This is a genomic window from Clostridia bacterium, from assembly GCA_016887505.1.
Lineage (GTDB): Bacteria > Bacillota > TC1 > TC1 > UBA5767 > UBA5767.
In genome coordinates this window covers 669,489-689,217 of record CP069393.1, presented here as the reverse complement: position 1 = coordinate 689,217, position 19,729 = coordinate 669,489, and the positions used below count along the sequence as shown (strand labels likewise).

24 protein-coding genes and 1 tRNA gene are annotated in these 19,729 nt (G+C 39.2%); 2 read left to right on the top strand and 23 right to left on the bottom strand.

Annotated features, from left to right (window positions below; translation table 11 throughout):
- Window positions 1-78: 78 nt before the first annotated feature.
- Window positions 79-444 carry a LysM peptidoglycan-binding domain-containing protein gene (locus JR334_03390; protein ID QRN86279.1) on the bottom strand — a complete coding sequence of 122 codons (366 nt, stop codon included), beginning with the start codon at window positions 442-444 and terminating at the stop codon, window positions 79-81.
- Between the two features lie 136 nt (window positions 445-580).
- On the opposite strand from JR334_03390, the gene lexA reads away from it, so the two are divergent.
- The gene (gene lexA, locus JR334_03385; protein QRN86846.1) at window positions 581-1,216 is read left to right on the top strand and encodes a transcriptional repressor LexA; all 636 of its coding nucleotides are present in this window, start codon (window positions 581-583) and stop codon (window positions 1,214-1,216) included.
- Window positions 1,217-1,324: 108 nt separating this feature from the next.
- On the opposite strand, the gene JR334_03380 is transcribed toward lexA, so the two are convergent.
- The 5 genes from JR334_03380 to JR334_03360 are packed head-to-tail and all read right to left on the bottom strand — an operon-like array spanning window position 1,325 to window position 5,609.
- Window positions 1,325-2,563: a methionine gamma-lyase family protein gene (locus tag JR334_03380; protein ID QRN86845.1), complete on the bottom strand. Its 1,239-nt coding sequence runs from the start codon at window positions 2,561-2,563 to the stop codon at window positions 1,325-1,327.
- A gap of 5 nt (window positions 2,564-2,568) precedes the next feature.
- Window positions 2,569-3,543: a D-alanine--D-alanine ligase gene (locus tag JR334_03375; protein QRN86278.1), complete on the bottom strand. Its 975-nt coding sequence runs from the start codon at window positions 3,541-3,543 to the stop codon at window positions 2,569-2,571.
- On the bottom strand, window positions 3,540-4,088 hold the full coding sequence (locus tag JR334_03370) for a Fe-S-containing hydro-lyase (GenBank protein QRN86277.1): 549 nt from the start codon (window positions 4,086-4,088) through the stop codon (window positions 3,540-3,542). The genes JR334_03375 and JR334_03370 overlap by 4 nt, the downstream gene beginning before the upstream one ends.
- A 16-nt stretch (window positions 4,089-4,104) precedes the next feature.
- The gene (locus tag JR334_03365; protein ID QRN86276.1) at window positions 4,105-4,752 is read right to left on the bottom strand and encodes a PrsW family intramembrane metalloprotease; all 648 of its coding nucleotides are present in this window, start codon (window positions 4,750-4,752) and stop codon (window positions 4,105-4,107) included.
- 14 nt (window positions 4,753-4,766) lie between these two features.
- Window positions 4,767-5,609, bottom strand: coding sequence for a fumarate hydratase (locus JR334_03360; GenBank protein QRN86275.1), 843 nt, complete (start codon window positions 5,607-5,609; stop codon window positions 4,767-4,769).
- 58 nt (window positions 5,610-5,667) lie between these two features.
- Between JR334_03360 and JR334_03355 the strand changes: the two genes are divergently transcribed.
- Window positions 5,668-5,743: transfer RNA gene (locus JR334_03355), tRNA-Arg, on the top strand.
- Between the two features lie 83 nt (window positions 5,744-5,826).
- On the opposite strand, the gene JR334_03350 is transcribed toward JR334_03355, so the two are convergent.
- The 17 genes from JR334_03350 to JR334_03270 form a co-directional block, all read right to left on the bottom strand.
- Entirely contained in the window at window positions 5,827-7,896 is a 2,070-nt protein-coding gene (locus JR334_03350) for a bifunctional 4-hydroxy-3-methylbut-2-enyl diphosphate reductase/30S ribosomal protein S1 (GenBank protein ID QRN86274.1), read from the bottom strand.
- A 52-nt stretch (window positions 7,897-7,948) separates the two neighbouring features.
- The gene (locus JR334_03345) at window positions 7,949-8,629 is read right to left on the bottom strand and encodes a (d)CMP kinase (GenBank protein ID QRN86273.1); all 681 of its coding nucleotides are present in this window, start codon (window positions 8,627-8,629) and stop codon (window positions 7,949-7,951) included.
- The gene (locus tag JR334_03340) at window positions 8,626-9,873 is read right to left on the bottom strand and encodes an NAD(P)/FAD-dependent oxidoreductase (protein QRN86272.1); all 1,248 of its coding nucleotides are present in this window, start codon (window positions 9,871-9,873) and stop codon (window positions 8,626-8,628) included. The genes JR334_03345 and JR334_03340 overlap by 4 nt, the downstream gene beginning before the upstream one ends.
- 53 nt (window positions 9,874-9,926) lie before the next feature.
- A complete protein-coding gene (gene ilvC / locus JR334_03335; protein QRN86271.1) occupies window positions 9,927-10,931 on the bottom strand; it encodes a ketol-acid reductoisomerase in 1,005 nt (334 codons plus the stop codon).
- A gap of 50 nt (window positions 10,932-10,981) precedes the next feature.
- Window positions 10,982-12,112 carry a CapA family protein gene (locus JR334_03330; GenBank protein ID QRN86270.1) on the bottom strand — a complete coding sequence of 377 codons (1,131 nt, stop codon included), beginning with the start codon at window positions 12,110-12,112 and terminating at the stop codon, window positions 10,982-10,984.
- A gap of 32 nt (window positions 12,113-12,144) precedes the next feature.
- On the bottom strand, window positions 12,145-12,639 hold the full coding sequence (locus tag JR334_03325) for a YajQ family cyclic di-GMP-binding protein (GenBank protein ID QRN86269.1): 495 nt from the start codon (window positions 12,637-12,639) through the stop codon (window positions 12,145-12,147).
- A complete protein-coding gene (locus tag JR334_03320) occupies window positions 12,626-13,384 on the bottom strand; it encodes an rRNA pseudouridine synthase (GenBank protein QRN86268.1) in 759 nt (252 codons plus the stop codon). The genes JR334_03325 and JR334_03320 overlap by 14 nt, the downstream gene beginning before the upstream one ends.
- Window positions 13,377-14,135, bottom strand: a complete 759-nt coding sequence (locus JR334_03315; GenBank protein QRN86267.1) for a ribonuclease HII — start codon at window positions 14,133-14,135, stop codon at window positions 13,377-13,379. Before JR334_03315 ends, JR334_03320 begins: the two co-directional genes overlap by 8 nt.
- 1 nt (window position 14,136) lies before the next feature.
- On the bottom strand, window positions 14,137-14,994 hold the full coding sequence (gene ylqF / locus JR334_03310; GenBank protein ID QRN86266.1) for a ribosome biogenesis GTPase YlqF: 858 nt from the start codon (window positions 14,992-14,994) through the stop codon (window positions 14,137-14,139).
- A gap of 150 nt (window positions 14,995-15,144) precedes the next feature.
- The gene (gene lepB, locus JR334_03305; GenBank protein QRN86265.1) at window positions 15,145-15,702 is read right to left on the bottom strand and encodes a signal peptidase I; all 558 of its coding nucleotides are present in this window, start codon (window positions 15,700-15,702) and stop codon (window positions 15,145-15,147) included.
- 93 nt (window positions 15,703-15,795) lie between these two features.
- Window positions 15,796-16,137 carry a 50S ribosomal protein L19 gene (gene rplS / locus JR334_03300; protein ID QRN86264.1) on the bottom strand — a complete coding sequence of 114 codons (342 nt, stop codon included), beginning with the start codon at window positions 16,135-16,137 and terminating at the stop codon, window positions 15,796-15,798.
- Window positions 16,138-16,151: 14 nt separating this feature from the next.
- The gene (trmD, locus tag JR334_03295) at window positions 16,152-16,847 is read right to left on the bottom strand and encodes a tRNA (guanosine(37)-N1)-methyltransferase TrmD (GenBank protein ID QRN86263.1); all 696 of its coding nucleotides are present in this window, start codon (window positions 16,845-16,847) and stop codon (window positions 16,152-16,154) included.
- A gap of 8 nt (window positions 16,848-16,855) precedes the next feature.
- Window positions 16,856-17,356, bottom strand: coding sequence for a 16S rRNA processing protein RimM (rimM, locus tag JR334_03290; protein ID QRN86262.1), 501 nt, complete (start codon window positions 17,354-17,356; stop codon window positions 16,856-16,858).
- A gap of 1 nt (window position 17,357) precedes the next feature.
- A complete protein-coding gene (locus tag JR334_03285) occupies window positions 17,358-17,591 on the bottom strand; it encodes a KH domain-containing protein (GenBank protein ID QRN86261.1) in 234 nt (77 codons plus the stop codon).
- 17 nt (window positions 17,592-17,608) lie between these two features.
- Window positions 17,609-17,866 (bottom strand): 30S ribosomal protein S16, encoded by a 258-nt coding sequence (gene rpsP / locus JR334_03280; GenBank protein QRN86260.1) that lies wholly within the window; start codon window positions 17,864-17,866, stop codon window positions 17,609-17,611.
- Window positions 17,867-17,892: 26 nt separating this feature from the next.
- The gene (ffh, locus tag JR334_03275) at window positions 17,893-19,224 is read right to left on the bottom strand and encodes a signal recognition particle protein (GenBank protein ID QRN86259.1); all 1,332 of its coding nucleotides are present in this window, start codon (window positions 19,222-19,224) and stop codon (window positions 17,893-17,895) included.
- 11 nt (window positions 19,225-19,235) lie between these two features.
- Window positions 19,236-19,571, bottom strand: a complete 336-nt coding sequence (locus tag JR334_03270) for a DNA-binding protein (protein QRN86258.1) — start codon at window positions 19,569-19,571, stop codon at window positions 19,236-19,238.
- Window positions 19,572-19,729 lie beyond the last annotated feature (158 nt).

Below are 19,729 nucleotides of genomic sequence, written 5' to 3'. Positions count from 1 at the left end.
ATACCTCCCATTAAAAAATGCTACAAGATTACTTGTAGCATAAGTATATTACTATTTAGTTCATGTTAGCAAATATAATCACTCAATTGGGATATTTAAAGTCTGCCCAGGATATATGGTAGAATCAATGCCGTTAGACTCTTTTACAAAATAAATTATTTCGCGTATATCCTTGGTACCAGAATAGTTTTCCTCAACAAGATCCCATAGCGTATCGCCTTTTTGGACTAGTATTGTACTATAGGAAGTAGCTTCTATAGAAGCTAGCTCATTATTGGATAGTATCTTATCAGTCTTGGCCACTCGATTAATTGCATACGCTGTTGGTATCAAAATCAGCTGTAAAGCAATTATCATGCTCAAAACACGAACTACAAAAGCTGCCTTGCTTATCCGAATTACAATTCTTCTTCTCTTTGCTTTCTTTCTCTTATTCCAAAACATGACATCGCCTCCTATGCGAACATTCGTTCTCTATAGCTATAATAACAGAACATTAGTTCGTTGTAAAGAAATAAACAGAACATATGTTTGTAACAACAATCTACCTATGATATAATCCATTTAAGGAGGATATATGATGACTGATTTAACCAAGCGCCAAGAACAAATTTATCATATGATCAAAAGATACGTTTCAGAAAAAGGGTATCCGCCCACTGTACGCGAAATTGCTAAAGCAGTTGGACTACATTCCATTTCCACTGTACATACACATTTAAAAAATATGGAGGCTTTGGGTTATATCAGACGCAATCATGCTATGTCAAGAGCGATTGAGCTTGTAGAAATGGATGATTCCATTTCTGTTGCTCCTGAACTATTAGCAGATGTTCAAATGGTCAATGTTCCTCTTTTAGGTAGAGTAACCGCTGGTATTCCCATTGAAGCCATCGAGAATATCCAGGAAACGTATCCCCTTCCTCTATCTTTGATTGGCAGCAGAGATGCTTACATCTTGGAAGTTGTTGGGGAATCCATGATTGAAGCAGGAATTAATGATGGTGATTTAGCAATTATTGAAAAGAAAAACACGGCCAATAATGGTGAAATCGTGGTTGCCATGCTACCAGACAATGAAGCAACTATTAAAAGATTTTACCGAGAAAATAAACGTTTCAGATTGCAACCAGAAAACCACACTATGGAACCCATATTTGCGGATAAGGTGGATATACTCGGTAAAGTGATTGGGATTTACCGAAATATTTCCTAACCTCTAATCTAATGATAATGCTATATGTGTAAATATAAGGGCACGTTCAAAAAAATGAACGTGCCCTTTACTGTACTTGTTCAATTGTTATTTCAAATGCTTTCGTACTTAGGAATTTCGGTTGCTAACAATCATTCTTACTGCCTCATTAATTGCCAATCTACTATATTCAAAACTTAATCCACCCTGCACGTAAAGTGTGTACGGCGTGCGAATGGGTGCATCTGCACTTAATTCACTAGTAGCCCCACTAATGAAGGTTCCGGCTGCCATGATAACTGCATCATCATAGCCCGGCATATCCCATGGCAACGGTACTACATGAGAATCTATGGGGGAGTTTTTTTGAATAGCCTGACAGAAATCGATAAGTTCATCTTCTTTATTAAAGCGAACAGCTTGCACAATTCCTGAACGTACATCCTGTAAGCCAGGAGACACGTCATACCCCAGCTGCGAAAAAATGGAGGCGGTATAAACTGCTGATTTCAGGGCTTCTCCTACCGTATGAGGAGCCAAATAAAATCCTTGATAGAGCATCCGATTTGTACTGCCATCGACAGCCCCTACCTCCCGACCGATTCCTGGAGAGGTTAGCCGATAACTTACATCTTGAATCAAGTCTTTGCGCCCTGCTATATACCCTCCAATCGGTGCAAGACCGCCACCAGGATTTTTAATTAAAGATCCTGCGATGATATCTGCTCCTGCAGCAAGAGGTTCTCTTTCTTCGGTAAATTCGCCATAACAATTATCTACCATTATCGTAACATCCGGTCTTTTTAACCTTATGGCTCGGCACATATCTTGAATTTGATTAATGCTGTAGGAGGCCCGCCAGGCATATCCCCTAGAGCGTTGAATTAACACAACTTTGGTATCTTTTGGAAGTTGCTCTACTTTTTCTTGTAGAGGAAGATTTTCCGGAAGTTCAGAATAATGTATTCCAAATTCCATCAGGCTTCCCTTTTGATTCCCTGTCAGTCCAATGACTTCTAATAAGGTATCGTATGGTGTACCACAAAACGATACCAGGCGTTCAGACGGTCGCAAAAGACCAAATAGACATACAGCTAGGGTATGTGTTCCTGAGACCAACTGCGTGCGTACAAGCGCGTCTTCAGCTTCAAATACATGGGCAAAGATGTTATCCAAAAGATCACGGCCATAATCGCTATAACCATATCCTGTGCTACCAGAGAAGCATTCCTGCGTCACCTTGAATTCTTGGAACGCTTTAATCATTTTTGCATGATTTGATTCGTAAATTGGTTGATAGCTCAGCCACCATTGATTAACAGCTTCATTGGCCTGATCATAATATTTTTTGAGTTGATTTAAATCAATACTATTTACCACTTCGTTATGTCCTTATACTTCTCGGGAAAATCATTTCCCAATGCCATTTCGCATATCAGTTCCACCAGCGTTACAAAATCTATTCCAAGGTATCGTGCTGCGTCCGGTATCAGACTTGTCTCAGTCATGCCAGGGATGGTGTTCGCTTCTAGAATATAAGGATTATTGTCCTTATCCAGCATTAAGTCAACCCTACCAAAGCCACGTAACCCTAAAGCCTTATACGCCTCGCGGGAAACTTGACGGCAATGTAGTCTAACCGACTCTGGAAGTCTAGCTGGAATAATATGTTGACTCATACCAGGTGTATACTTTGTCTCATAGTCGTAGCATCCAGTAGTTGTTGTAATTTCCAATGTATTCATAGGAAACGGATTTTCATTGCCGACAACAGATACCGTAATCTCCATTCCCTCTATCAAAGACTCCACCAACAATTGGTCTTCTAATTGGAAGGCAGCTTCTAACCCTTGTATTAGTTCTTCATCGTTCTCAACAAAATATATTCCAATCGAAGAGCCCTGGGAAGGCGCTTTAACGACCATCGGATACCCAATAGCTTCCTTTAGGGATTGAATAGAGTGTTGAGTCCCTTGCTTTTTATATGCTTCTATATCGATCACAAAATATTGAGGTATTGGTAGCCCCGCTTTTGACAGGATATGCTGTGAGGTTATTTTATTCATAGCAACAGCACTTCCCAAGACATTTGTTCCAGTATGGACATAGCCTTTGGTTTCAAGGTAGCCTTGCATAGTACCATCTTCGCCACCTTTGCCATGTAGTGCAATAAAAACTACATCAGGGCCAAAACTATCTAGCTTAGTAAACCAAGATGTCTCAGATGTATCTAGTGAAAGTACGTCATATCCCTTGCTTAGCAAAGCCTCCGCAACAGCCTTTCCTGATTTGAGAGAGATTTTACTTTCAGTGGATGTACCGCCCATCAGTACTGCAATTTTTTTCATTTGATCCCTCCATATAGTTCGTATGCATCGTGTCCCTTGGTGTCATTTACAACCATTACCGGAAAGTCTTTAACCTCCAGTTTATATACCGCCTCTGGCCCTAATTCTTCATAGGCAATACAGGTAGCTGCGATAATTCGACTGGCAAGCAAGGCACCTGCACCGCCCCAGGCAGCGCAATAAATGGCTTGATGTTTAACAATTGCATCTTTCACTTCTTTGTTTCGCAAACCCTTACCGATCATAATCTTCAGACCATGTTCAATTAATCTAGGTGCATATGCATCCATGCGATAGCTAGTCGTAGGTCCAATTGAGCCGATTGGTTTTCCCGGCGGAGCAGGTGCAGGTCCTGCATAATATATTACTGATCCAGCAAGTTCAAAAGGTAGTTTTTCATTTTTATCGAGGCTGGCCACAATTCTTTTATGAGCTGTATCTCTAGCTGTAAATATAGTTCCACTCAACAGAATACGGTCGCCTGCCCGAAGCTCAGAAATATCCTCTGTTTTGATCGGTGTCGTAAGATGTATTTCTTTAGGCATTTAGGATCTTCCTCCTCTATTTTCCAGATAGCATTTTGATATTTTTTAATCCTAGTCTGTAGTAAGAAATAACCAAAAGAGGAAATACTATGGTTGACATGACCGGATTATTCAAAAATAGTATAAAGTTATATAAACCATGTAACAGGATCGGATAAATAAACGCTTTCACTAAATTGACTGATGCGTGATTTAAAAACTTAGCACGGCTCAAATAGCTTCCACTTATTACAGCGCAAACAGCATGTAGAGGTATTGCGGTTATAGCCCTGATTATACCTGTTGATGTACCAAAAGTCGTTACATAAAAAATATTTTCAATTGTCGCAAATCCAAGAGAGATAAATATGGCATATACTATCCCATCGAAAAACTCATCAAACTCTTTTTCGCCTTTCCAAATAAAAACAATAAATACTAGATATTTTAGTCCTTCTTCTATCAAAGCCACATTGAAAAAAGATAACATAAAATAATCAATAACATCAGTACCTGTTGGATTTATATACCAAGAATTTTCCAAGATGCTGGCAGGAATTACCAAAAAAGCGCCCCAAATAAACAACTTCAATAATGTGCCTGGAGGTTCCTTTGCTAGGATATCCTTTTGATAGATGTAATACAAGACCAATATAGCCGGGGCAATGGCAATCATTAAATTCATAAAATCTCCACTAGTTAAAGAGTAAACGAGATGTGTCGTGCGACATGACAGTTCAAGTTTACTGCTGCGGGCATACAGGCAATATGGCAAGGTAAAAAGGAAAGATGCACATCAAAAGCAGTGGTATCACCGCCAAATCCTTGGGGGCCAATATTCAGCTTGTTAACCTCCGCCAATAATTCCATCTCATAGGATGCTATTTCCGGGTCGCTATGTCGTTCACCAATAGGTCTAAGCAATGTTCTCTTAGCTTCCAAGGCACAACTTTCAAAATTGCCCCCAAGACAAGCACCGACAATTATCGGAGGACATGGATTGGGACCAGCTTCTTTTACAGTCGTAAGTAAAAAGTCTTTAAATCCCTCCCATCCATCTGAAGGAGTGAGCATTTTTAATCTAGACATGTTTTCACTTCCACCACCTTTCGGTGCTACTGTAATCTGAAAGGTATCACCAGGTACTATTTCTGTGTGAACTATGGCTGGAGTGTTGTCGCCAGTGTTTATGCGTTTTAAGGGATCGGAAACGATAGATTTTCTTAGGTACCCCTCACGATACCCTTTGCGTACCCCTTCATTAATAGCATCCATCAAATAGCCGCCTTCTATTTGAATATCTTGACCTAATTCTAAAAACACTACGGCACTACCCGTATCCTGACAAATTGGCATATTATTTTTTTTGGCTATTTCGGCATTCAAAAAAAGGTCCTGCAGCACTTCCGTAGCAATATCTTGAGTATCATGTTTAATTGCATTTTGGTAGGCGCAGAGCAAATCCTCTGATGCCAGAATGTTGGCATCTATGCAAGCTTTGGATAAAGTTTGCACGATTTGATTGTACTGTATGCTTCTCATATTTTATGTATTCCTCACTTTACATCTGGCATAGAATTCAGTATACTACTAGTTGTTCGCGTTTGTAGCTCAGTGGATAGAGCGCTAGCCTCCGGAGCTAGAAGTCGCAGGTTCGAATCCTGTCAAGCGCACCACTTTGTTTATTTTAACATATTTAAAACTTCTTTTTTCAAAAGAAAGAATAAAAAAAGCGATGGCCAAGGCCATCGCTTTTATATTACTCTTTTGTGCTATCCAGCAAATCGCCGAATACATCTCCCAATGTCAATGGAACATCGTCTTCTGTAGAGTATTGGAACTCTTTTTTCTCTACTTTAGGAGCAACTTTTTTCTTAGGTCTAGGTCTTGCAGGTGCTGCAGGTTTTTCAAGTGTAGCTTTGATAGACAATCCAATTTTTTTCTCATCAGGATTAATCTTGATGATCTTCACATCTACGATGTCACCAGGTTTAACGACATCTTCAACCTTTTCAACACGTTCGTAAGCTAGTTCGGAGATATGTAGCAAGCCTTCAAAACCAGGTTCGATTTCAACGAATGCACCGAAATCAGTGGTTCTTAATACCTTACCTTTAACAACGCTACCTTCAGGATACTTAGTAGAAGCTACTACCCAAGGATCTTCCTGGAGGGCTTTCAAGCTAAGTGCAATTTTCTCTTTATCGCGGTCGATAGAAAGAACTTTCACTTCGATTTTATCGCCAATGTTTACAGCGTCTTCCGGTTTATCTACCTTATTCCATCCCATTTCAGAAATGTGGAGCAAACCATCAATGCCACCAAGGTCAACGAAGGCACCAAATTTTGCAGTACGGCAAACCGTACCTTCTACTACAGCACCCTCTTCAAGTTTAGCCCAAGTTTCTACTTTTAGTGATTCACGTTCTTCAGCTAAAATATCCTTTTGAGATAAAACGATTCTATTTTTCTTTTTATCAAGTTCAATAATGCGAACACGAAGTTTTTCACCTACATACTTGCTCAGGTCGTTAACAAACCCAATCTCTAAATGAGAAGCAGGTACAAATCCTCTAAGGCCATCTAAATCGACGACTACGCCACCTTTAACTTCTTCGGTAACGGTAACTTCGAATTCAGTTTTTTCTTCAAAGCTTGCACTAAGTCCGTCGAACTTTTTAGCCATCTCGCGTTTTTGTTGTCTTTTTTCATTCTCATATTTTCTTCTGGCAATCGCTTTTTTAGAAAGCACAGGTGCGCCTTCTCTGTTGCTTTTCTTAACCAACATCAACTCAAGCTCATCACCAGCTTTAAGTTCTTCAAAATTCTCCAGTTCTCTAGCTGCAACTACGCCTTCGCGTTTTGCGCCGATGTCCACGAGAACCTCGTCTTGCCCCACTTGCACGACTACTGCATTTAAAATATCGCCGACTTTATAAGTCTCATCGCTGCTGGGGGTGAAAATATCGGCCATAGTTAATTCCGTATTTTCCTCCATTGTTTCGTTCTTAATCTCTTCCATTGCTACAACAACCTCCTCAATGATCCAGTCTGGCGTTGATGCGCCAGCTGTTACCCCAACTGTATCCGTACTTGCGAACCATTTATTTTTTAGCTCACAAGCTTCTTCAATGTGATACACCGGAGTTTTTGTTTCTCTAATTATAGAGAATAATTTATTGGTATTGGCGCTATGTTTACCGCCAATTACAATCATTACATCAGATATTTCTGCCAGTTCTATGGCTTCCTTCTGTCTACTTGATGTTGCAAGACAGATGGTGTTATATACTTTCAAATCGGCTACCCTCTCGGTTAGCCATTTCTCGATTTCCTTGAACAGCCGTTCATCCTGTGTGGTCTGTGACAGCAAAGCAACTTTGCATCCTAGAATAGATTCTGGAATCTCAGCAACAGAAGTTACAGCAATTGCATTCTTTCCACCCCACTCTAGTAAGCCCAGCACTTCAGGATGGTCTTTATCACCCACGATGATACAATGATAATCTTCTTTTTCGAGCCGGGAACAAAGTCGTTGGGCCTTTGACACATTTGGACAGGTTGCATCAATCAAATTATTGCTATCCTGCAAGCTTTCTCTAGTATCCTTTCCAATTCCATGTGAACGAATGACCAGATAGTCGGCAGAAGATGCATCCTTGATTTCCATAATGCCTTGACTTTTTAATCGCTCTACTTCCTGGGCGTTATGTATGAGTGGACCATAGGTATAAATGAACCCATGTTCATCCCTAGCCTTTTGTGCGATATCAATCGCACGTCGCACTCCATAACAAAATCCAGCTGTTTTTGCTACTCTGATTATCAATTTTAACTCCTAATTCTCTAATACCTACGGAAATAATTATATAAGGTATTTATCAAGAAGTAAATTCTTTTTTTCCATTCTTATTGATTATTATGAGCATATCATCTAAAATCTCTTCCACACTTTTTGTGGTGGTATCAATTAGAATGGCGTTTTCTGCTTTTCTAAGGGGACTTATCTTTCTTCCTTCGTCTATTTCATCCCGTTTTCTGATACTTTCTTTAATTTGTTCGAAACTAATATTCTCTTTTAAAGCTTCGAAATCTTTTTTTCGACGTCGCGCTCTTTCTTCAAGGCTTGCCGTTAAAAAGAACTTAAAGTCTGCTTCTGGCAAAACTTTGGTTCCAATGTCTCGCCCATCCATCACGACAGAATGTTCGCATGCAATCTTTTGCTGCTTATCTACCATGATTTTCCGAATAGCTCCAATTTTAGCAATCTCTGAAACTAGTGAAGATACTTCATCTTTACGAATTTCATCGGTTACATCAATACCATCAACGAATACCTTTTGTTCAGAAGGTCCCCCTTTAAGATCAATTGTGAGATTTGACACCAATTTTACGATACGGTCTTCATCTGTAGGAAGTAAACCGGCCTTTAAGACGCTGTAAGTAGCACTTCGGTACATCGCACCTGTATCTATGTATAGAAACCCTAGTTGAGATGCTAGTTGCTTCGCTATGGTACTTTTCCCCGATCCTGCAGGACCATCAATGGCTATAGATATCATACGGTTTTCTCCTTATCGTAAGCCGCTGCATGAACACCAGCGACATAACCGGTTGAAAATGCAATCTGCAGATTGTAACCACCAGTATAAGCGTCGAGATCTAACATTTCCCCCGCCATATATAGCCCTTCCATTTTTTTCGAGGCCATTGTTTTGGGATTTACCTCTCGTACGTTGATGCCACCTTGTGTTACGATGGCTTCCTTATATCCAGCATGTCCGGTAACCGTCAATCTAAGGTGTTTTAAGGCACTAATTAAACCTTGTCTGTCTTGTTTGTTCACCGCATGACATTTCATATGTGGTTCCAATTCACTTATTTTCAAAATGACGGGAATAAGTGCACTGGGTAGTAAAGATTTCATAACATTCACTAGGTCTTTTTTTGCATTTTCTGAAAACTCTCTAATAAGACGTTGATCCAATATATCTTCAGTTAGTGCAGGCTTGAAATCTAAAAATACTTCTACGCTGTCTTTTTCATTCAATTGTTTCACAATATGTCTAGACAATGTTAAGACGATGGGACCAGAAATACCCTGATGAGTAAAAAGCATCTCACCAAAAGCTTCCCTCTTCTTTTTACCTTGCCCAACACATAAATTCACATTTCGAAGGCTTAATCCAGCTAGTTGTTCAATCCACTCGTCTTTGCAGTATAGGCCAACAAGGGATGGAAATAATTTAGTCGTCGTATGACCAAAATCTCTCGCAAAGCGATATCCACTTCCATCAGATCCGGTAAGAGGATAACTTTTGCCGCCGGTAGCTATAATTACTGTTCCTAGTAATGTTTCACCATTCGATAAAATTACCCCTTGTATGCACCCATTTTCTTGGAAAACCTTCGTTACCTCAACATTGGTTCGGACTTCAACTGTTTGTACTTGCAGTTGTTTCGTTAAAACTTGTACAATATCTTTCGCTGAGTCGGATTTTGGGAAAACTCGTCCACCGCGCTCTTCTTTAAGAGGACAGCCATGATTCTCGAAGAAGTCTCTTAAATCCTGAGAAGAAAATTGGTTCAGGCTACTATATAAAAAACGGGAATTATCAGGAACTTGGGACAAAAAGTCATCTTGGCTTGCTATGTTTGTCAAATTGCAACGACCTTTTCCTGTTATGCTGAGTTTTATACCCAATTTTTGTTTATGTTCTAGGAGGACTACTTTGGCACCCTTTTGGGCTGCAGCTATAGCAGCCATCATACCGGATACGCCTCCACCGATTACAATTACAGACATGTTTACCTCAAATAGACAGGGTGAAAGAAAACTTTCACCCTGTTAAGTCTCATCTATTTTGCTTTCTTATCGCCTAACCATGGCATCATTTTTCTGAGTCTATGGCCAGTAGTTTCAATCAAGTGCTCTTCACCCATTCTGTGCAGAGCATTAAATTTAGGTCTTCCTGCTTGATTCTCTGCAATGTATTCTCTTGCAAATTCTCCAGATTGAATTTCATAAAGAATTTTTTTCATTTCTTTTTTGGTTTCTTCTGTTACAATACGAGGACCTCTAGTCAAATCGCCATACTCAGCAGTGTCGCTTACTGAATAGCGCATATTGCTTATACCAGCCTCATAAATAAGGTCTACAATCAGTTTAAGTTCATGTAAACACTCAAAATAAGCAATTTCAGGCTTGTATCCAGCTTCCACTAAAGTTTCAAATCCAGCTTGGATTAATCTAGCAGTACCGCCACAAAGAACAGCTTGTTCTCCGAATAAATCCGTTTCGGTTTCTTCTTTGAAGGTAGTTTCAAGAACGCCAGCTCTTGTATTTCCAATACCTTTAGCATAGGACAATGCCAAATCCAATGCTTTGCCTGATGGATTTTGTTCTACAGCTACCAAAGCTGGAACACCAGCACCTTCCGTGTACATTCTTCTAACAAGATGTCCAGGTGATTTTGGTGCAATCATGAATACATCAACATCTTTCGGTGGTTTAATTCTGCCGAAATGAATATTAAATCCATGCGCAAAGGCCAAGGCTTTGCCTGCAGTAAGATGTGGTAAAATCTGTGTATCGTACACTTCTTTTTGTGATTCATCTGGTAAAAGAACCATAATAACATCAGCCCATTCGCAGGCTTCGTCAACTGTACATACAGTTAAACCATCATTTTCCGCTTCTGCCCAACGTTTGCTTTCTTTTCTTAGTGCGACTTTTACATCAACACCACTATCATGCAAGCTCAATGAATGAGCGTGTCCTTGACTACCATAGCCCAATACTGCAACTTTTTTTGACTTGATGATGTTTAGATCAGCATCATTGTCGTAAAACATTTTAACCATAATTCTTCCTCCGTCTGTATATTAAATATTTTAGCCGTTCATCTAAACGATTACTGAGCAGCATTATCAGCAAATAGATTGGTTTGTTCCAGATATGAAAGACCTTCCTCGACCAAGGCAAAATCACTTTTCTGAAAGTGCGTCTCGGAGTTTTCTTCTAGATTATCCGACAAAGGCCCAAGATAGTAAGGTCGTTTACCATCAGCGGCTCTGTAGGTGAAAACCGGAAAATATTCCGTATTCTTGAGTCTAACATTACCGTCAGTTAGATTTTTCTCCAAATTTAAAGAATAAATCATGCCGGTACGTCTTTTTGCCCCTCTTTGAGCTGATATGAAGTTCCCTAGTGAATATACTACTATATTATTATCAATAAATCCATCAGTTTGTATAACATGAGGGTGTGAGCCAATAATTGCATCCGCACCAGCATCTACTAAGGTTTCTGCTAGCGCAATTTGTGCCCTATTGGGGTGTTCCTCATATTCAGTTCCAAAATGCAGAAAACAAATGACATAGTCTGCTTTTTGGGTTGCTTTCTTAATATCTTCCACTAATCTTACAGGGTCTAAAACATTAAGCATATATTTCTTATCTGTAGGAAGCGTAAGACCGTTGGTTCCATAAGTACCAGTGATGAGTGCAAAATCAGTATTTTGTACAGAAAAATAAACCACGGTGTCAGCATCTTGGGTCAATCTAGTACCAGCACTCATCATGCCTGCACCTTCAATGGTCTTTTTGGTTCGTACGAGTCCATTGAATCCGGTATCCAAAACATGATTATTGCAATGCACCAAAAGATCAATTCCGATATCCGCTAAATTGGTAGCCAATTCATCTGGCGCATTGAATCTAGGATATCCAGAATAACCAGCTTTTGCACCCGCAAAAGTAGTTTCCAAATTGGCTATAACAAAATCAGACTCTTGTATATATGGTTTAACATAAGCAAATGATTCAGAAAAATCATATACCCCCTCACCTTGATAAGCACCCGTAATCTGAGTATCATGCATCATAATATCCCCGATAAAGCTTATCCGTAGGTCTTCTGTAAGAACCATATGGCTTAAAGAAGCTGGCGTATATATTTTTTTTGTTTGCATTAATGGCGCATCTATCGGGCTGGGATAAATTCCCAACATCAAGAAGCCCAGTAACAAATAAATTGTTATCAAAAGCCCTTCTCGTGCCACTCTCATCTTACTCACTAACCTCTAAAATTAATAAATTGAAGTGGTTGGTCCCAATCAGTCTCTTTTAAAGAAGTAATTACTTCTTGTAAATCATCTCGATTCTTTCCACTAACACGAACGTGTTCTTCCTGTATTTGAGATTGAACTTTCAGTTTCAATTTTTTAATATGAGAAACGATATCTTTGGCCTTTTCCTTGCTAATACCTGATTGAACAATAAGCTCTTGCTTATATCGCTTACCTGCTGGTTCAATCTTGCCAGGCTGCAAAACTCGGATATCAATTCCGCGTTTAACTAATTTCGATTGCAAAATGTCCAAGATTGCGCCAACTTGGTACTCATTGGCTGCATTAAAGGTGATTTTTTCCTTACGATCAAACTCAACCGTTGCATCTGCTCCTTTGAAATCATAGCGCTGGGTAATTTCCTTTTTCGTTTGGTTGATTGCATTATCTACTTCTTGCAAATCAATCTCAGAAACTATATCGAATGAACTATCTTTTGCCATGTTTTCCTCCTCTTTCTTTTCTACTATTTTGACCTTTTAAGGCTAATACCTCAGATTTTTTTAGATGACGGTATTTACCCCTAGGGATTCCTTTTTTTGTAATATTGCCAATCTGGGTTCTTACTAGGCGTTTAACATCGTAACCCAATGCTTCAAACATTCGTCTTACCTGGCGATATTTACCTTCATGAATAATTATCTCTACAACACTACCATCTGACTTTTCTTCTAAGATATAGACTTCGGCTGGTGCGGTCACATAATCTCCAATATCAACACCTTTACGCAATTTAGCTACATCTTCAATGCTTAAAATACCATCTATGGTTGCATGGTAGGTTTTTTTCAATTCTTTGCTAGGATGAGTCATTGAGTAAGTCAATTCACCATCGTTGGTCATAATCAACAATCCTTCAGTATTGTAATCTAAACGTCCCACAGGATAGATTCGTTGATTTACATCTTTGACAAGATCCAAGACTGTTTTCCGGTCCTTTGGATCTGAAGTGGTACTAAGATAACCTTTTGGTTTATTAAGCACCAAGTAAACATACTCAATACGACCACCGATTGGTTTCCCATCAACAATAATCTTATCGACACCTGGAGTAATCTTACTTCCAAGTTCTTTAATAACCTTATTGTTTACACGAACCCGACCCTCTAGGATAATCTCCTCACTTTTTCTTCGAGAAGCTACTCCTTGGTCGGCCATATATTTTTGCAATCTTATTTCTTTAATCATGGAAACTCCATTTTCTCAAAAAGCTCATTCTATGCACTAAAGATGGTCCGAATTTATCCAATGCCTGATAATGTTCCTTGGTACCATATCCTTTGTGTTTGTCAAAGCCATACTCAGGGTACAGTTCATGTAAAGACAACATGATCTCATCCCTTCTTTCCTTAGCAATAATTGAAGCAGCCGCAATGGAGGCTGACAGATTGTCACCACCTATTACTGGCTTTATGATTACATTCTCGATACCAGGGTTGCCGTTCCCGTCGACCAAGACATATTCTCCACGTACAGAAAGCTTATGATAGGCTCGTTTCATGGCTAGATACGTAGCTTGAAGGATATTGTCATTATCAATTTCCTCTACACTAGCATATCCCCACCCAATACTAATCGCTTTTTGTTCAATTTCGTGTCGAATATCTGCTCTTTCATCGTGCTTGATTTTTTTACTATCTCGCAATCCTTTAATATACAAACCCATTGGAAGAATGACAGCGGCAGCATACACTGGTCCGGCCAGCGGTCCGCGACCGGCTTCATCAATACCGACACTTAAGCCAAACTCCAAACCTTCTTTTTCTAGTTGATACATATTCATCAGACGCAATCGTTCTTCTTGTTCCTTTACCATTCCTCTGGATCTTTTTTTCAGTGCTTCTTGTATGTTTTTTCTCGAGTCATTTTCTATACTGTCCATCAAAGATGGGCTAATGCTCTTGCTTGCCAATATTTGCTGAATAGTCTTGACCTTCATCTTAGTTCCCTACCTCTTCAGGTTTATCTAAGGTGTACGTTCCTAGTTTTCCTTCTTGAAAATCATGAAGCAAACGTAATGCAGTGCGTTCCGTTTGAACTTCTCCTTTTTTATCAAGAAAGCAACGTTTAATACCGATGTCGTTCATTAAGATATAGTTCTTATCGTCTTCATTTTCCAATCCATAAAAGGAAGACAGCGTTCCAGGATACTCATCCCTGAGCATACAAATCAACTGTAGTGATGCTTCCTCTACATCAAATATTTTTTCACTGATTGCACCTGTGAAAGCTAAATATTCTCCAGTTTGCTCATTCTCAAAACGTGGCCACAGAATACCTGGTGTATCAAGTAGTTCAATATCTTTTAAAATACGTACCCATTGATTTCCCCTGGTGACGCCAGGTTTATTTCCGGTTTTGGCGGAGCCTCGTTTCACCATAGCATTAATAAAAGAGGATTTACCCACGTTAGGAATACCAATTACCATCGCTCTGACGGCTCTAGGCAGAAGTCCCTTTTGGGTCCGTTTTTTTTGCATTTCTTTTGAAGCTTCTTGGCATTTTGCAATTACTGTTTTGATGCCTTTCCTTTGCAAACTATCTGCTTTAACTACGGCAAAAGCATCTTGGCGTAGTATTTTTTCCCAAGCGTTCAAGCGATTTAGATCAGCCAAATCAGATTTATTCAGCACTACAATCCTAGGCTTGTCTCCAATCAGTTCTATCAAATCCTGATTGGTTGATGAAATAGGGATTCTAGCATCCCGTATTTCAATAACTATATCTACTGCCTTTATTTGTTCTTTTAATAATCTCTTGGCTTTGGCCATATGACCTGGATACCATTGTATATGCATATCTTTCCTTAATCGATCTGTCCCTCAAGGGGTCAGTATACGAAATGCCTTTCCTACGTAATTTTCATATGAGATAAAGCGAACCGTTTACTGCTTCCCCATTAACTTACTTTGTATTTAATCCACTACAATTTTAATTTAGGGTATGGTTTATTCAATTTGTCCCATCTCAGAAAATGGCCAATAAATCAAAAAGGCTTTTCCAATGAAGTTTTCTTCAGGAACAAATCCCCAAATTCTTGAATCTGCACTATGGTCTCTATTGTCGCCCATGGCAAAATATGAGTTTTCCGGCACCAAGACAGGACCCATCGGTTCATACTTGTAGTCATGGACCAAATATGGTTCTTCAATCTGTTCGCCATCAATATAGATACCGTCTTCCTTGATTTCTAAACTTTCTCCAGGAAGTGCAATCATACGTTTAACATAGATATCATTGGGATCCAGTGGATAATGGAAAACCATTACATCCCCTCTTTGCACCTCGCCATAACGTGTGAAAAGCTCATTGACTAGGATTCGGTCGTTCACCTTTAGTGTTGGCACCATCGAGGTCGTTGGAACCCAAAATGGCTGGAATATAAATGTGCGAATCACAAAGGTAATTACCAAGGCAATTACCAAGGCCTGGATTAATTCCAAAAAAGGTTTAAACGATTTATTTTGTTGCTCTTTTTTTTCAACATTTTTATCAATTTCTGTCATTGCAAGCCTTCCTACCCTTCCTTATATTGCCTTTAAAATATAACACTTCTTTCTAGCAATAACAAGGCAAGGACCGGAAACCCGGTCCTTGAATTACTTTTTATCTCTGATTCTTGCGGCTTTGCCTGTTCTATTACGCAGATAGTAGATTTTAGCTCTTCTTACTCTACCTTTTCTGAGCACTTTTATGCCTGCAATTCTTGGAGAATGCAGTGGGAATACTCTTTCCACTCCTACACCATAAGAGATTCTTCTAACAGTGAAGTTCTCTTGGATGCCTCCGCCATTCATGGCAATTACGATACCAGTGAAGTCCTGGATTCTTTCTTTCGTTCCCTCAACAACTTTTACACTTACTGTAATCGTGTCTCCTGGATTGAACTTAGGTATATCGTCTCTTTTTTGTTCATTTTCAATAGCTTGAATAATATCCATATTCGTCCTCCTTCCTATTGCTTCTTGATTTTCAAAAGAAGATCTGGTCTTCTTTCTTTGGTTTTTTCTAGCGATTTTTCTTTTTTCCATTGTGCGATAGCTTTGTGGTTACCACTTAGCAATACTTCGGGAACCTTAAGTCCACAATATTCTCTAGGCTTTGTGTATTGAGGATACTCCAGCAAACCATTGCTAAAGCTTTCACTCAACAGACTTTCATTATTGCCTAAAACACCTTCTAATTGTCGACTGATTGCTTCGATAAGCACCATAGCTGGTAGCTCACCACCGAAGAGTACATAATCACCAATTGATATTTCTTCATCTACTAGTTTATCAATTACTCTTTGGTCCACGCCCTCATATCTGCCACAAAGAATCACCAGATGGTCATAGTTTGTTAACTCAATAACTTTTTGATGATTCAGCGTTGTACCGCTAGGAGACATGTAAATAGTTCGTGTCTTTGACGCTTCTGTTTTCTGCATTAAATCCGCATGAGCCATGAAAATTGGTTCAGGCTTTAAAAGCATACCAGAACCGCCGCCAAAAGGGTAATCGTCTACTGTATTATGCCTATCGTACGTATAATCACGAAAGTTTGTTGTTCTGATTTCTAGGATTCCATTTTCTATTGCCTTTTGTATCAGACTTTCATTTCTGAAATTATCAAAAAGGCTAGGGAATAATGTCAATACATCAAAAATCATATCTACTCCTAATCCCGCAAACCGGGCATCAGATGAACAACCATCCGTTGACTCTCAAGATCTATGTTCAGCACTACATCTTCTATGTTAGGCAATAGAATTTCTTTATTCTCTTCATCCAACACTGAAAAAACATTTCTTGAACCAGTCTCTAATATCGAATCTATTTTTCCAAGGTACTCATCCTCATCTGTATAGACTGAAATCCCTTCCAAATCATGCAGATAATAGGATCCTTTTTTTAAAGCAGGCAACTCACTCTTGGGAATGGTGAGATATTTTCCTTTAAAAGATTCTGCTTTGTCCATGGTGTCTATCTCTTTAAATTCGATAAGAAGCATCTGTTTGTGAAGTCTAGCGCGTAGCACATGAAGCTCGCCACTTTCATTTTCTAGATAGAACCGGTCATAGTGTAACACCATTTCCGGAGAGTCCATCAGCGGAAGAACTTTGACCTCACCTTTCACACCATGTGTATTCACAATTTGGGCTATGACTGCTTTATCCATACTAATCCTCAATAATGTCTACGTTGACCTTAAGATTCTTTTTGATGGCCGCAGCTTTAACAACCGAGCGAATCGCTTTCGCAATTCGGCCTTGTTTACCAATGACTTTTCCCATGTCATCGTCAGCTACTCTAAGTTCAATTATGGTTAGGTCGTCTTTTTGAACCGTATTCACATGGACTTCTTCTGGTTGATTCACCAATGATTTTGCAATGGTTTCAACGAGTTTTTCCATAATCTTCCTCCTAAGTACTACTTCTTATATTGCTTCCAAACGCCGGATTTTTTGAGAAGAGATTTAACAGTTTCAGATGGCTGTGCGCCAGTGGATAACCATTTCAAAGCTTTTTCCTCATCAATCTTCAGTTCATTGGGTTCACTAATCGGGTTGAAATATCCAATTTCCTCGATGAAGCGTCCGTCTCTTGGAGCTCTAGAGTCAGCGACCACGATTCTATAGAATGGTGTTTTTTTCGCGCCTAATCTTTTCAGTCTAATTTTAGTTGCCATGTTTTCACCTCCTTATATGGTTTTATTTAGAACAGACCAGGGATTTTGGGCATTTTGCCCTTTCCCATTTGTCCGATTCTTTTCATCATTTTTTGTGTTTCTTTAAACTGTTTCAGCAATACATTTACCTGTTGTACACTCGTACCGCTTCCTCTGGCAATCCTTTTTCGCCTACTTGCATTAATCATTTGAGGATCATTTCTTTCTTCCTTAGTCATAGACTGGATGATTGCCTTGTTTCGAACCATTTGTCTTTCGTCAACCTGGACATTTTTCATTTGTTTATTCATTCCAGGAATCATACCCATGATGTCTTCCATGGAGCCCATGTTTTTCATGCTTTCCATTTGCTCTAAAAAGTCATCTAAAGTAAAGGTTGAATTGCGAATCTTTTCTTCCAATTCAAGCGCTTTTTTTTCATCAAAATTTTCTTGGGCCTTTTCAATAAGCGTAAGCACATCACCCATGCCTAAGATACGAGAGGCCATTCGTTCTGGGTGAAAAACTTCTAAGTCTGTGATTTTCTCCCCAGTCCCCATGAACTTTATCGGTTTGCCAGTGACCGCTTTAGCCGATATTGCTGCACCGCCTCTAGCGTCACCATCCATTTTAGTCATCAATATGCCGTTGATACCCAATTCCTTATCGAAGGTCTCGGCGACATTCAGTGCATCTTGACCTGTCATAGCATCTACTGCTAATAATATCTCATGTGGGTGTACTGCTTTTTTTATTTCAACAAGCTCATTCATCATTTCCACATCTAAATGGAGTCTACCAGCTGTATCGATAATAACGATGTCTAAAGCTGATTTTTTTGCTTTTTCAACAGCACCTTTTGCAATGTCAACTGGATTGGTGTTTTCACCCAATGTAAATACTGGTATTTCCAAAGATTCTCCAAGTACTTGGAGCTGTTTTATAGCAGCTGGACGGTAAATGTCACAGGCTGCAAGTAGGACCTTCCTATTTTGGCTTTTAAAATGATTAGCCAGTTTCGCACAGGTCGTTGATTTACCAGCCCCTTGTAATCCACACATCATGATAACAGTTGGAGCCGTTGAAGCCAAAGTAATGGATGACTTTTCTCCACCCATCAATTTTGTCAATTCTTCATTCACCAATTTGATTACTTGCTGAGCTGGTGTAAGGCTTTCTAGTATGTCCTTACCGATGGACTTTTCTCTAAGATCCTTGATGAATTGTTTCACCACTTTGTAGTTTACATCCGCTTCAAGAAGTGCAATTTGAACTTCTTTTAAGGCAGCTTTTACATCGTCTTCACTTAGCTTCCCTTTTTTTCGCAAGCCTGCAAAGGCGTGTTGTAGTTTTTCTGTTAAATTTGAAAATATAGCCATAGTACCTCTATCTAAAAATCATCTCTTATTTTTTTTAGCATCAGCATTGCATATTCCACCTGTTTGGGCAACCCTGTTTCTAAGTTGTCAATAACGTTGGATAAATGCTTTTTGGTTGTTTCTTGTTTCTTCACTACACCCAACTTTTTTTCGTACTCAATTAAAGCCTTGGTAGTTCTCTTGATTACATCATGTACAGCTTGTCGACTAATCTGCATATTATCTGATATTTCACCTAAAGATAAGTCCTGAAGATAGTACAAGCCCATGGTCTCTTTTTGGTGCTCTGTGAGCAACGGGTTATATGCATCGAGATAGTTAATTATTTTCATTCTTTCTTCAAGCATATTATCTCTCCTGTAAAGTTTTCTTTCTTTACACCACAAGCATTGTACGTCAAGGTACAATGCTTGTCAATAGAATCGCAGTATTTAATTATCCTGTTAGATAAAAGAGCGCTTTCGCTTTTAACTAACATCCGTTCAGGTGTTACTATTCTCAGCTA